This window comes from Akkermansiaceae bacterium, from assembly GCA_017798145.1.
Classification (GTDB): domain Bacteria; phylum Verrucomicrobiota; class Verrucomicrobiia; order Verrucomicrobiales; family Akkermansiaceae; genus Luteolibacter.
The window spans coordinates 4,378,015-4,389,840 of sequence record CP059069.1; the positions used below are offsets into that span (position 1 = coordinate 4,378,015).

Below are 11,826 nucleotides of genomic sequence, written 5' to 3' on the forward strand. Positions count from 1 at the left end.
GCCTTGCGCCTCGCATCCCGCAGGTCATCGGGTTTGCGAATGAACAAGCTCCCAGCCATCCCCTTGTTGGGATGGCTTTTTCGTTTCCGTGAGTGGCGTCGGCACCAATCTCCGGCCTGGAGTTGTGCCGATTTCTCCGGATTCCGAAAGATTTGGATTGCATGTAATAGAAAAGAAGTCAGCTTTGGCCAAACCCATTTACTTTGTAATGCCAAACCCACTTAACCCCATCGGGCTATCCGTTTTCATAACCGGGAAACGTGCTTGCGAGTCGCGCGGATTCGCGTTGGTCGTGACCCTCTCGCTGATGGTGCTCCTGAGCATCATCGCGCTCGGCATGCTATCGATCTCCTCGATCGCCCTGCGGGCATCCGGCGCGGGGGATGCGAATATGCTGGCGCGCGCCAATGCCCGGATGGCGCTGATGATGGCCATCGGCCAGTTGCAGCGCGAGATGGGGCCGGATTCACGCATCTCCACCCCGCATGATCTCGGCGGGCAGCCCGGTGGGAATCCCGGATGGGTCGGTGTCTTCGATGCCTGGAAAACGGATCCCGCCAACAGCACCACCCCATCGACCCCGCAATCCCGCGTGCTGAAATTCCGCACATGGCTCGTCTCGGGCGCGGATGGTACGGGTGTCACCACGGGGGACATGGTGTCATTGCTTGGAACCGGGAGCCTCGGCACCAACGCGGCGGCGGATGATCTCGTCTCGGCTCCCTTGGTCGAGCTGACTGATCCCGGGAAAAAGGGGAAGATTGCCTGGTGGGTTTCCGATGAATCGGTAAAGGCCAAGGTCAATGCAGGCCCGGAATCGCCGAACAACCCGGCATTCGGCAATGCGAATGCCTTTTTCAACGCACAGTCCGCCCCGAATGTCGGCCACAAGGCTTTCACGGAGCTTGCCTCGCTCGATTGGAAGGAGGGCCAGCGCGGTGCGACGGTTTCCACCGGTGCGCTCGGCCTTGCCGCAGGGCTAGGTGCAAGCGGGGTTGGCGCCGCGATCCATGACCTCACGGTGCATTCTTCCGGAGTTCTCGCAGATGTCCGCGAAGGGCGTCTCAAGCGAGATCTAAGCAGCCTGCTGGCACGTCCAATCGCCGAGTTGGAAAACAAGCCGCTCTATCTGGCCGACGGGCGCATGAACCGTTTCGAAATCACCGAACAAGGTGCGATTTCCAATGCCGCGTATATCCCCCCCAGCAGCGGCGCTGGGGCGAATCGCTGGGGGATCAACCTCGAGGAACTGCACCTGTTCCACCAGATCCACCGCGAGATCGACTGGAGCTCGGGAAAACCGCAGCTGGTCAACAAAAGTAGCAGGTCGCAGATGGTAAATGACCGATTCTTCATCTATCGGAAGCCGACCATGGAAGCCGTGAGCCTCATTCTGTCCCTCATCGCGTCCCCCGAGGCGGGAACCAACCCGGTCACCTACCGCATGGATGCGAACATGGACACCATCATCGCCCTCTCAAACCCGAACGACATCCCGACCGTGTGGCCGGATAGCGTGCGTTTCCGCGTGGATACGGAGGGTTTCCCCTACAGGCCCGACTGGAACATCACCAGGAATGGTGTGGTGATCGTCGGTCATGTGGTTCAGCCGATCAACAGCCAATTCTTCAAATCCTCCCTACAGACCGGTTTCACCCTTGAGGCGGGGGAGGCAGCTGTGTTCGGCGCCTCCACCACAGACACGCAGGCCACCCAGGTCAACCTGACGCGAGGTTACGTGCCGCGTGGCGGAGTTCGCATTGAAGACGGCGCATGGGATACAAACAACAGGCCCGATCCCTCGGACGGTCTACGGGCCACCGGCTTGCGGCCAACGGATAAAATGGATTTCTCGATGATCCCAGCCCCTGCGGGCAATGGGAATACTCCCAGCGGATGGATCTCATCCTATGCGAGGATGACCGATACGTCCGGCGGGGGGACGACGAACCTGGCCACACACCGATTCGGGGGCGGCGGAGGCAGCAATTTAAACACCGCGCCGACAAGCACCTACACGCCTGCGTCGATCCGGCCCTCGCAAAGGCCGGAAATTCGTGAGTTCATAGGGAAACCCTTGCCGGTGATCATGTTTACGACAATGTCGAACACCGAAAGGAGTCGCACCAGCTTCCAGCCACCGAATGCAATCCCTTCACGCCCTTATCTGATCCACGAGCCGGCGACCACCAACATGATTGCCATAACCAATCAGGCTCCAAATACCTTGCTGACAATGCATAGCTCACAATTGGTGAGCATCGCGGATCCAATGGACTACGCCTTCGGCAACGACCGCACCATGGCGGCGGGGGCCGGCGGGCGGAATCTATATCATGGTGGATCACGGGAAGCGGGTCTGGGTGGCAGCTTCAACGTGGTCAAGCGCCGCATACCGTTGGTGGCACCCCTTTCCCTTGGGGCTTTCGAAAACGCGATCGCCTGCGGGTTTTCCAGTCGTTTTGCAGGTGGTCCCTCGCTCAGCGCCGCCCCGGACACCCTGCCTACAATGCCTGCCCCACGCCCAAACGGAAACGGGATGGAACCAGAGGCGACCATGGTGACACTGGCGAAATCCATAGGCAACTCATGGACGAACCCATTCCTGAGCTCCGATGTCATAGAAGACGGCACCTACCACGACCAGTCATGGATGGTGAACACCGCGCTCTGGGATTCATGGTTCCTTTCCGGCATCGTCGATGGACGTGGGGCCGGTGCCTCGACATGGATGAGCGATTCCCGCAGCCCGCTCGCACAGTTCCGCCAATTCGCCGAAACCGGTGGCGGGCTCCGCAACAAGCGCCTGATCTATCACCCTAGCAAGCCGCTCAGCGAGGCCCTGGACGAGCTGTTCACGGGCGACGACTTCAAGCCGGCCGCCGTCAACAAGCTCACGAAATACCTGCTCGTCGACGGCGCGTTCAACGTGAACTCGACTTCGGAGGTGGCATGGAAGGCTTTTCTGACGAGTGTGAAGGGTCAGGAACTTCTCGATGCAAGCGGTTCTGCCCAGAAAAAGAGCCATCCATTCGGCACCCTTGGATATGCGGTCAGCCAAGCCACCAGCGGTACGGATGGGGACTGGAGAGGATTCCGGGATTTTAGCGATTCCGATCTGGAAAAGCTCTCGAAGGCCATCGTTGAGGAAGTGAAAGCGCGCGGCCCATTCCTGAACATGGCGGACTTCGTGAACCGCCGCCCGAACGGAGCCACTGCCGCAGAAAAGGCCTTGGGTGCGCTGCAAGCTGCCATCGACAAGTCCGGGATCAACTCGCGCTTCCTCGGCGCAGGGCGCACCTTGGTGAGCGCCGACATATCCATGCTTGCGGGCAAGAACACATTGTCGGACGAGCCAACACCCGCACGTGCCATCGGTGGGGCGGGCTTTTTCAGCCAGGCTGCGTTGCTCACCTCGCTCGGCCCCCAGATCACGGTGCGTGGCGATACGTTTGTCATCCGCACATACGGGGATCACCGCAGTTCCACCGGCACCATCCTTTCCAAGGCGTGGTGCGAGGCGGTTGTCCAGAGGACTCCGGATTATGTGGACGCCACCGACGCGCCGGATACAACCGGGACGCTGACTGCGGCAAACGAAAGCTTCGGAAGGAAATTCAAGATCATTTCCTTCCGCTGGCTCAACTCCAAGGAAATCTGAACATGCATCGCAACACATTCCCCGCTCCGGGCTCCCGACGAATTGCAGGGCTTGTCCGTCCGGCCTTCTCGCTATGCATGTCCATGCTTGCTTCCATCTCCTCGCTTGGCATTTGCCATGCTCAGGAAGCGCCAGTTCCCAATAAGAGGGAGGAAGGCCCCAAGGCGCGGATACTCTGTGTGCAGACTCTGACCAAAGCGGATGAGGAAGCGATCCTGGCAGTGAAAAACGAGGCTGGGGAATTCAGGGAGTATGGCAAGATCGAGCTCCGCACAGCGTTCATCGGCGATTGGGTGCCCGTGCAAAAAGGCGTTACCCATGTGGTTAGGAGGAAAGGTGAGGGATTCGCATCCCTATGTTCGTTCACCATCGCCGAGGCTTCGAAACGGGTCATCCTCATCATGCTGCCCGACACAAAAACCAACACCTACCGCATTCAGGTGATCGATGTAGGAAAGCTCCGGTTCCAGAAAGGCAAGGCACTGATCGTGAACTATGGTGGTGTCCCGGCAGCGGTTGTGATGGGCAATAAGAACATCACTGTGGCTCCAGGCAAGCAGGTGGTCCAGGCCATCGATGCGAACGAGGACGGGATGTATCGCATGCTCATCGGCCATGTGGACAAGGACAGGAACATCGTGGCCTGCTATGACCGCTATGTTTCCTCAAATCCCAACACCAGGAAGATTGTCCTGCTCTTCCCTGATCCGGACACCGGCCTGCGCGCGATGAGCCTTTCCGAATTCGGCCCCTTTGATTGATCCAATCTCCAGCAACAAAAAAACCACCATCGCTATGACCACCCTTCCACTCACGCGCCGCGTGTTCCCTGCTTCCGTCCTGGCCGCAACCGTGTCGATGGCAATGTCCCTCGCACCCACCGCAGCGGCGGACGGGGAAAAAATGCGCCTCGTATGCGCCACGAGCCTTGAGGAGGATCAGGAGCTGGTGCTCGCCTCGCGCGCAGAAGGAGGCGGTTGGCGGGAACTGGGCAAGGTGGTGATCAGGTCGTCACTCACCACCGACGTGTTGCCCGCCAAGCAGGGCGAGCTGCACCTCGCCGTGCGAAAAGGTGGCAAGCTCGAATCCATCTGCAAGTTCACTTTTCCGGCGGACGCGCGCCATGGCCTGGTCTTTTTGAAAGCGAACACCGAGTCGAAGACCTACGATGCACATTTCGTGGATCCGGAGAAGGCGGGTTTTGTGAAAGGAAGCCTGCTGATCCTGAATCTCAGCGCGCATGAGGGAACGGTGTCCCTTGGCGCCGCCGAGACGAAGGTGCCGGCGGGTGAGCGTGCGTTGGCGAAGCCGGCCACAGAGGACAACGGGATGTTCCAGATGCAGGTATCCTTCACGGACGAAAGCGGAAACGTGATGAATTGTTACGACCGCTATGTCTCCAGGAATCCGAATTCCCGTGACATGCTTTTACTCTTGCCCAGCGCAGAGACCGGCATAATGGCGATGACATTGCCATTGTTCGGGGAGTTTGAGTGAGCCCTGCGCCTTTACCCCAATATCGATAAATCAACACACCCGCCCCGGCCTGAGCCATGAGCGGGTGTGCCTTGCCTCCCTGGAAAATTTCAGTTGTCGATGGTGTCAGCCTTGTCGCGCAGATTGCCAAGGCGGAAGGAAAAGCCAGTCCCGTTGCCGGAGCTCACCTTTTCGACGCGATCCCGGATGTCCTCCGGTGCGGCGGCCTTGTCCTCAGCCGTATTCCACGGCCCTTCCCAGATGATCCTGTTGTCCGTGCCGCGGACTTTCACCTGGGTGTCCCCTGCAGAGGTCTTGATCTCGATGGAGCCCTCCCCGTCCATGAGGCGTATCGTCGAGTTTTGCTGGATGGTTCCGCCTTCGGGAAAGGTGAAGTCCATGCTTCCGCCGAGGAGGTTCAAGCGTTCGCGCATCTGGCGGAAGGCGTTCTCAAACTGGGAGTCGGGCGCATCTCCACGTCCGAAGGCGCCTAGATTCTGGTCGAACAGGCTGCGCAGTCGATCCGCATGGATCTTGGGTATGCCATCGAGGAGAGGCTCGGCGTCCGTCCGGGCGATGGCATCCGCAGGGCGCTCGGCCAGGGTGACTTCGACCTTGGCGGGTTTGCCCTTGTGGATGAGATCCACCTTCAGTCGGTCGCCCGCCTTGCGGCCAAGGATTACCGAGGTGAGGGCGTCCGGACTTGCGACAGGCTTGCCGTCTAGGGATGTGATGATGTCGTTGGCGGAGAGTCCTGCCTTTTCCGCAGGGCTGTCCGGGCACACGGTGCGGATGATTACGCCCGTGCCCGCGGCAAGGCCGAGGTGATCCGCCACCATGTCCGGCACTTCCGCCGTGGCGATGCCGATGAATGGGGAGCTTTCCGCGCGCTGCGCCGGTGCATCCTCCCCTTGCAGCAGGGCTGCGGGAGGGGTGCTTGTCTCAGGCGGCGGCTCGATGGCGGCGGCGCTCGGGATGACGTTCAGTCCGACAATAATGCCGCTTGCAGAGATGATTCCTATTCCGATTTTCATATCGATTGCTTTCTATACTAGGAGCGTAGTAGATGAGGGGATTTGTCTCCCGAAAGAGTCAGTCAATCTTTTCCGGGATGATGACGTACTCGTGGCGGGGCTTCTCCACCTGGTAGGTCTCGCCTTTCTCGTTCTTCAGGGTAACCATGTCGGTGAAAGTGAGCCGCCAGACCCGGTGTGGCTGGTTTTTGCCCCGCCAGATGACGCCTTCGTCGCGGGTCTCGCTGAGGTTGCGCCCGTATCCGGCCGGGACGAAATTCGGATCGGGATGCGTATTGGGACTGGCATTGGGGATGGTTTTCCCCACCGCAGGTTTCCCATTGCCCGCTGTGGCCTTTCCGGCACCGCCCCACGGGATCATGAATGCGGTGAGAGCTCCGAGCAAAGCCACGGCGGCAGCCGCCGCAACGTTGAGGCGAGGGAAGCGGCGCACCTTTTCCAGGCCGGCCTTGGACTGTTTGTGGAAGAGCACGATCTTTTCATCCACGGCGAAGGGAGTCTCGCCGACCGCCGAGAGCAGGGACGCATGGAAGGCGGCGGGCAGCGGGCGTGGCTTGACGGCGGCTAGCGCGAGGCCGAAGGCGGCGTCCTCGCTGGAGAGCTCAAGGCCTGTGCCTTCCGCACAGGCGGTGAGGCGGTCTAGGAACGCGGCATCCGGCAGTGCGGGTGCCTTGCTGCGGAGTTCCTCCACGAAGATGTCTGGGATGTCTGGCATATCTTGTTGTTCGCTTGGTGGGTTTTTCAGATGGAGAGGTCGCCACGCCTGCGGGCGGAGCCTAGTTCGCGCTTCAGGGCTTCCAGTCCATAGCGATACCGGGAGGCGGCCGTGTTTTGGGAAATTCCCAGCGCCTCCCCGATTTCCGCGAATGTCCTTTCACCCCATACTTTCATGATGACGACCTCGGAAAATTTTTCCGGCAAGGCTTTGAGCGCTTCCTCGAGCTGGGCGCGAACCTCGTCATCGGCGCCTTCCGCGTCGAACCACGGATGGAACGCCTCAAATTGCTCCGCCTCGGTGTCTGCGGAAACATTGTCCTCCCGGCGCTTGCGGCGGTCGTCCTTGCGGGAGAGGTCGATGGCGAGGCGGCGTATGGTGGTGTAAAGGTAGGGCTGCCATGCATCCTGGCCCCCGACGAATTCACCGCCGCGTATCTTCTCCACGAGCTTCAGGATGGCATCCTGGAGCACGTCCTGGGCATCCTCATATGTGCGTGTCTGGTTCCGCGCGAACAGGAAAAGTTTCGGTGCATGTTCCTCGATCCACTCGCGCCAAGCGCTTGCGGCGGGTGAGGTCTGTATCGGGGCTTCTGTAACTGTCATTTTCTCTTATTTGTCTAGCGTCACCTTCGCGCGGTTTTGTTCAATTTCCAATGCTGCTCATTTTCGGCCTTTCCCTGGAAGCCATGTTCTGAGACTTTGTGATGACGTCACACGAAGCTGTAAATCCCATGAGAGCGCTCCGTTTCATTCCGCTGTCCATGGCCGCCGCCGCCCTCCACGGGGAGGCTGTTGTCTCGCCGGTCTCCGGGGTGAACCGTGAGGCGGGGCACCGCGATGGGAAAGGCGCCGGGGCGGCTTTCAACGATCCCATGGGGCTTGCCCGCGATGCCCAGGGTAATGTTTTCCTCTGCGATGCGCGCAACCACGTGATCCGCAAGATCACTGCGGCGGGTGTGGTATCCACGGTTGCGGGCGCGCCGGGTGTCGGCGGCTGGGCGGATGGTGCGGGCGGCGCGGCGCGTTTCCGATTCCCGGCAGACATTGCGGTCTCCCCGGAGGGCGATCTCTACGTTGCGGATAGCGGCAACCACTGCATCCGCATGATCAAAGCGGATGGGACGGTCAGCACGATTGCCGGCAGCCCGGGGAGCACCGCCGATGTCCCGGCAGGAACCGCATCCGGCTATGCCGTGGTGCCGCGCAACCCGGATGGCAGCGGAGGCGCAGCGCGCTTCAACAGCCCGGGTGGGATCGCGTATGCGGGGGGTGATCTATATGTGAGCGATACAGGCAACCATCTCATTCGCCGCGTCGATATGCAGGGGAACGTGACGACCGTTGCCGGCAAGGCTGGCGAATGGGGCTGGGCCGACGGAGCCGGAGCCAGCGCCCGCTTCAGCGCCCCGCTCGGCATGTGCATGGGATCGGACGGAAATCTCTACATCGCGGATTCGGATAACCACGCGATACGCCGCATGACGCCGCAGGCAACCGTGACCACATTTTCCGGGGATCCGGCAGAACACGGTTGCAAGGCCGGCGCGAAAACGGAGGTGCGTTATTCCGTCCCCGTGGATGTATCGCCCCATCCTGAAGGGGGATTCATCGTCTGCGAATCCTTCTGCAACACGCTCTTCCGGGTGGGCGCCGACGGTTCGGCCGCGATTTTCTCCGGCGGTTCTTCCGGCACAGCCCGTCATGCTGATCTTTCCAATCCAAGTTCCGCTGTCTGTGATGCGCTTGGCAATGTTTACGTCGCCGACACGTTCAGCCAGGAGATACGCCTGGTGATTGAGAAGTTCGGGATGGCCATTTCCGGAGTTGGCGCGGACAAGCGCCTCACCATCACCTGGGACAGCCTGCCTGGGAGGGATTACCAGCTGCAACTGCTCGGCGAAAGCGGCTGGGGTAATGCACCGCATCCGCCGGTGCGAGCTGTCGGCCAGGTTTCAAGCACCAGCTTTCCGCTGCCTTCCGATCCGAACGGCATCTACCGTATCCTACTGCTTGGTTTTTAGCGCGTGCTGCTCATGGAAACTCCAGGCACAAGGCCTTGAGATACTTCGCCTCGCGGAAATCCGCCGGATGATCCGTTGCATGGCCGCTGCGCCAAAGCACACGGAATATCCGTCCGGTATCGCGCGCCGCCGTTTCCACCACCCGCAAAAATTCCTCTTCGGGGACATGTGCGGAGCATGATGCGGCGACGAGAATCCCGCCCGGGCGCAGGTGGCGCAGGGCGGCGGCATTGAGCTTCCCGTATGCCCGCACAGCGCCCTCCCTTTCAGACTCCCGCTTGGCCAGGCTTGGCGGATCGGTAATGATGAGATCGTATTTTCCCTCCGTCTCCTCCAACCACTTGAACGCATCCGCCTGCACAGCATGACGCTCCACGGAGGCAAGCGACGGATTGAGCGAAACATTGCGCGCCGCACTGTCCAGCGCATGACGGCTGATATCGAGATCCGTGATGGACTTCGCGCCACCGCGTGCGGCATAGAGGGAAAAGCCACCCGTGAAGCTGAACACGTTGAGCACATCACGCCCCATTGACAGCCCCTCGACTCGTGCCCGGTTCTCGCGCTGATCCAGGAAAAACCCGGTCTTCTGCCCGTGCATCACCGCCGCCTCAAAGCGCAACCCGTTTTCCGAGAATACCACCGTCTCACGGCCGGCTGCGCCCCGGAAGCCCTCCGCGATCCCCGCCTCCGCCGCCATCGCCGCGATGTTGCGGCTCAGCCTCAGGACGAGGTGTTCCGGAGAGAGCACCTCGCGGAACACTTCCTCGATCACGTCCCAATGCGGCAGCCATCCCGCCGCATAGATTTTCACCACCAGAGTGTCCGCATACCTGTCCGCCACGATCCCGGGAAAACCCTCGCTCTCGCCGTTGATCAGCCGCGCCCCGTCCGTGCTGTCTGTTAGGACGGAGCCCTCCCGTCGCGCAAGGCAGGCGAGAGCCTTTCCCATCCACCAGTCCCGGCCTATCGCCGCAGGCTTGCCGCAGTGGAGGATGCGGGTGCGGATCGGTGAATCGGAATCATAAAGGCCGATGGCGAGGAAGCGATCCTTGCGGTCGTACATCACCGCCAGCTCACCCGTGGTGCCGGGTCGGTTCTGTGCTTTCACGCTGTCGGCAAACACCCACGGATGCCCACCGCGCACCGCCGCCTCCGCCCTCGGGAAAAGCGCGAGCCGCAGCCTTGTATTTGGTTCATCGCTCATGCGCAGCTAGCAGAACCCGCGGCCATCCGGCATACAAGCACCAAGGGCATCTGCCTCCCAATCGAACGGAGCAGGGGATGGGACTGCGCGTCGGATGAAATGAGCTGCCGTTGGAGAAACATCATAGCCGTCACACTGCAGGATCACATTCAGCGCTTACTTGGCGCGCCATGGCGTCGCACCGCCCCTTGCAATGTGTTTGCGGAGCATTTCGGTCAACTCCGCGAGCTTGGCTTTCTCGGTTGCCGCCAGGTTGTTCTTTTCCTGGGGATCCTCCGCGAGGTGATAAAGTTCGAGGGGGCTGAACGGATCGTTCTGCATGAGCTTCCAGCCTTCATGGATGATGGCCTCGTAGCTTTTCCCGGCATAGGCTCCGCCCTCGCGGCGGACGAAGTAGAGTTCGCGCGGGGTGTCATCAGCTGCTCCCCGCAGGATGGGCACGAGGCTGCGGGCATCGAGATCACGGGCAGGCGGCACCCCGGCCAGCTGAAGGAAGGTTGGGAATACATCGAAGACCAATCCCTCATATCCGCTGCTGGTGCCAGCCTTGATCCCTGCGGGCCAGCGGATGGAAAATGGCACTTTCAGCCCACCGTCGTAATGATCCTGCTTGCCGCCGCGCCATGGGTCGTTGTTCTGCCCGTGGGGGATGGAGCCGCCGTTGTCCGAGCTGAATACAACGACCGTGTTTTCCTCGAGGCCGGACTCCCGCAGGGCGGCCAGCACCGTGCCGATCCAGTGGTCGAGGTGTTCGACAAAGGCGACGTTCCTGGCGCGCTTCGGGTTGAGGCCGGGTGAGCGCTGCCTGACTTTCTCGAACCATTCCTTGGGCGGCTCGATGGGGAAATGCGGGGCGTTGTAGGAGAGATAGAGGAAGAACGGTTTTCCGGAAGCCCCTCGTTCCCGCAGATACCCGCAGGCCCATTCGCTGAAAAGCTCCGTGGCGTGCCCCTCGGGCTTGATCGTTTCCGTGTTCAGGCGCATGAAATTCTTCCCATTCCTGCCATGTCCGTAGTAGCTGTCCATCATGTCGCCGAGGAAGCCGTGGAAGTGGTCGAAGCCGCGCTCGTTGGGGGTGTTGGGGGATTCGAGGCCGAGGTGCCATTTCCCTATCAGTGCGGTGGCGTAGCCGGCTTCGCGGAGCTTGTCGGCGAGGGTGGGTATTTTGGGGGATAGATAACCCCAGGAGCCTTCCGGATCGGTGCGTATCACCCCTGGCACCCCGGCGCGGTCGGCATGGATTCCGGTGAGAAGGGCGGCGCGGGAAGGCGAGCAGACGGTGCAGTTCGCTCGCATCCGGGTGAATCGCATTCCCTCTTTCGCGAGGCGGTCGATGTTGGGCGTTGAAACATCCGATGTGCCGTAGGTGGAGACATCGCCGTAGCCGAGGTCATCGCTGTAGATCATGAGGAAATTGGGTTTCTCCGCAGCACCAAGGGCGGCAGACAGGAAAAATATGGCACTGATCTTCATGCGCCAAAACGTAGGCCGTTTCATCGGGCAGCCAAGGCAAACCCGATTTTTCAGTCCCTCCAATCCCGGCCCGTGGCAGCGGCCCATGGCCATTTTTTGTTCTGTTTTCCGTTGAATCCCTCCGGATAAACGGGTTTTGCTTTTTGAGTGGGCAAGCAAAAATCAATATTCGCAGCCGTCGTCCTTTCCCTTCAGGCAGCATCCGGGGCGCGAACGCAGCCCAACGTCCTCTTCATC

At 60.7% G+C, this 11,826-nt stretch carries 9 protein-coding genes; 4 read left to right on the plus strand and 5 right to left on the minus strand.

Annotation, left to right across the window (positions count from 1 at the left end; genetic code table 11):
• The first annotated feature begins 208 nt into the window (after positions 1-208).
• The 3 genes from HZ994_18735 to HZ994_18745 all read left to right on the plus strand — a co-directional run bounded on the left by HZ994_18735 (position 209) and on the right by HZ994_18745 (position 5,158).
• Positions 209-3,661 (plus strand): hypothetical protein, encoded by a 3,453-nt coding sequence (locus HZ994_18735; protein ID QTN34270.1) that lies wholly within the window; start codon positions 209-211, stop codon positions 3,659-3,661.
• An 83-nt stretch (positions 3,662-3,744) separates the two neighbouring features.
• On the plus strand, positions 3,745-4,422 hold the full coding sequence (locus HZ994_18740) for a hypothetical protein (GenBank protein ID QTN34271.1): 678 nt from the start codon (positions 3,745-3,747) through the stop codon (positions 4,420-4,422).
• A 34-nt stretch (positions 4,423-4,456) separates the two neighbouring features.
• Positions 4,457-5,158, plus strand: a complete 702-nt coding sequence (locus tag HZ994_18745; protein ID QTN34272.1) for a hypothetical protein — start codon at positions 4,457-4,459, stop codon at positions 5,156-5,158.
• A gap of 89 nt (positions 5,159-5,247) precedes the next feature.
• On the opposite strand, the gene HZ994_18750 is transcribed toward HZ994_18745, so the two are convergent.
• From HZ994_18750 to HZ994_18760, 3 genes are read right to left on the minus strand one after another with little or no spacing between them, the layout of a single operon-like run.
• Positions 5,248-6,171, minus strand: a complete 924-nt coding sequence (locus tag HZ994_18750; protein QTN34273.1) for a PDZ domain-containing protein — start codon at positions 6,169-6,171, stop codon at positions 5,248-5,250.
• A 58-nt stretch (positions 6,172-6,229) separates the two neighbouring features.
• Positions 6,230-6,886, minus strand: coding sequence for a hypothetical protein (locus HZ994_18755; GenBank protein QTN34274.1), 657 nt, complete (start codon positions 6,884-6,886; stop codon positions 6,230-6,232).
• A 26-nt stretch (positions 6,887-6,912) separates the two neighbouring features.
• On the minus strand, positions 6,913-7,491 hold the full coding sequence (locus tag HZ994_18760) for an RNA polymerase sigma factor (protein QTN34275.1): 579 nt from the start codon (positions 7,489-7,491) through the stop codon (positions 6,913-6,915).
• A 128-nt stretch (positions 7,492-7,619) separates the two neighbouring features.
• On the opposite strand from HZ994_18760, the gene HZ994_18765 reads away from it, so the two are divergent.
• Positions 7,620-8,909, plus strand: a complete 1,290-nt coding sequence (locus HZ994_18765; protein ID QTN34276.1) for a hypothetical protein — start codon at positions 7,620-7,622, stop codon at positions 8,907-8,909.
• Between the two features lie 10 nt (positions 8,910-8,919).
• Here the strand turns inward: HZ994_18765 and HZ994_18770 are convergent, their stop codons facing one another.
• Together HZ994_18770 and HZ994_18775 are read right to left on the minus strand one after the other, a co-directional pair.
• Complete coding sequence (locus HZ994_18770) at positions 8,920-10,116, minus strand: class I SAM-dependent methyltransferase (protein QTN34277.1); 1,197 nt, start codon at positions 10,114-10,116, stop codon at positions 8,920-8,922.
• 156 nt (positions 10,117-10,272) lie between these two features.
• Positions 10,273-11,589, minus strand: a complete 1,317-nt coding sequence (locus tag HZ994_18775; GenBank protein ID QTN34278.1) for a sulfatase-like hydrolase/transferase — start codon at positions 11,587-11,589, stop codon at positions 10,273-10,275.
• Between the last annotated feature and the right edge of the window lie 237 nt (positions 11,590-11,826).

What these genes read in the sequence shown, in the direction of transcription:
- HZ994_18735 (QTN34270.1), top strand. Translation starts at nt 209, where the DNA reads ATGCCAAACCCACTTAACCCCATCGGGCTATCCGTTTTCATAACCGGG.
- HZ994_18740 (QTN34271.1), top strand. Translation starts at nt 3,745, where the DNA reads ATGCTTGCTTCCATCTCCTCGCTTGGCATTTGCCATGCTCAGGAAGCG.
- HZ994_18745 (QTN34272.1), top strand. Translation starts at nt 4,457, where the DNA reads ATGACCACCCTTCCACTCACGCGCCGCGTGTTCCCTGCTTCCGTCCTG.
- HZ994_18750 (QTN34273.1), bottom strand. Translation starts at nt 6,171, where the DNA reads ATGAAAATCGGAATAGGAATCATCTCTGCAAGCGGCATTATTGTCGGA.
- HZ994_18755 (QTN34274.1), bottom strand. Translation starts at nt 6,886, where the DNA reads ATGCCAGACATCCCAGACATCTTCGTGGAGGAACTCCGCAGCAAGGCA.
- HZ994_18760 (QTN34275.1), bottom strand. Translation starts at nt 7,491, where the DNA reads ATGACAGTTACAGAAGCCCCGATACAGACCTCACCCGCCGCAAGCGCT.
- HZ994_18765 (QTN34276.1), top strand. Translation starts at nt 7,620, where the DNA reads ATGAGAGCGCTCCGTTTCATTCCGCTGTCCATGGCCGCCGCCGCCCTC.
- HZ994_18770 (QTN34277.1), bottom strand. Translation starts at nt 10,116, where the DNA reads ATGAGCGATGAACCAAATACAAGGCTGCGGCTCGCGCTTTTCCCGAGG.
- HZ994_18775 (QTN34278.1), bottom strand. Translation starts at nt 11,589, where the DNA reads ATGAAGATCAGTGCCATATTTTTCCTGTCTGCCGCCCTTGGTGCTGCG.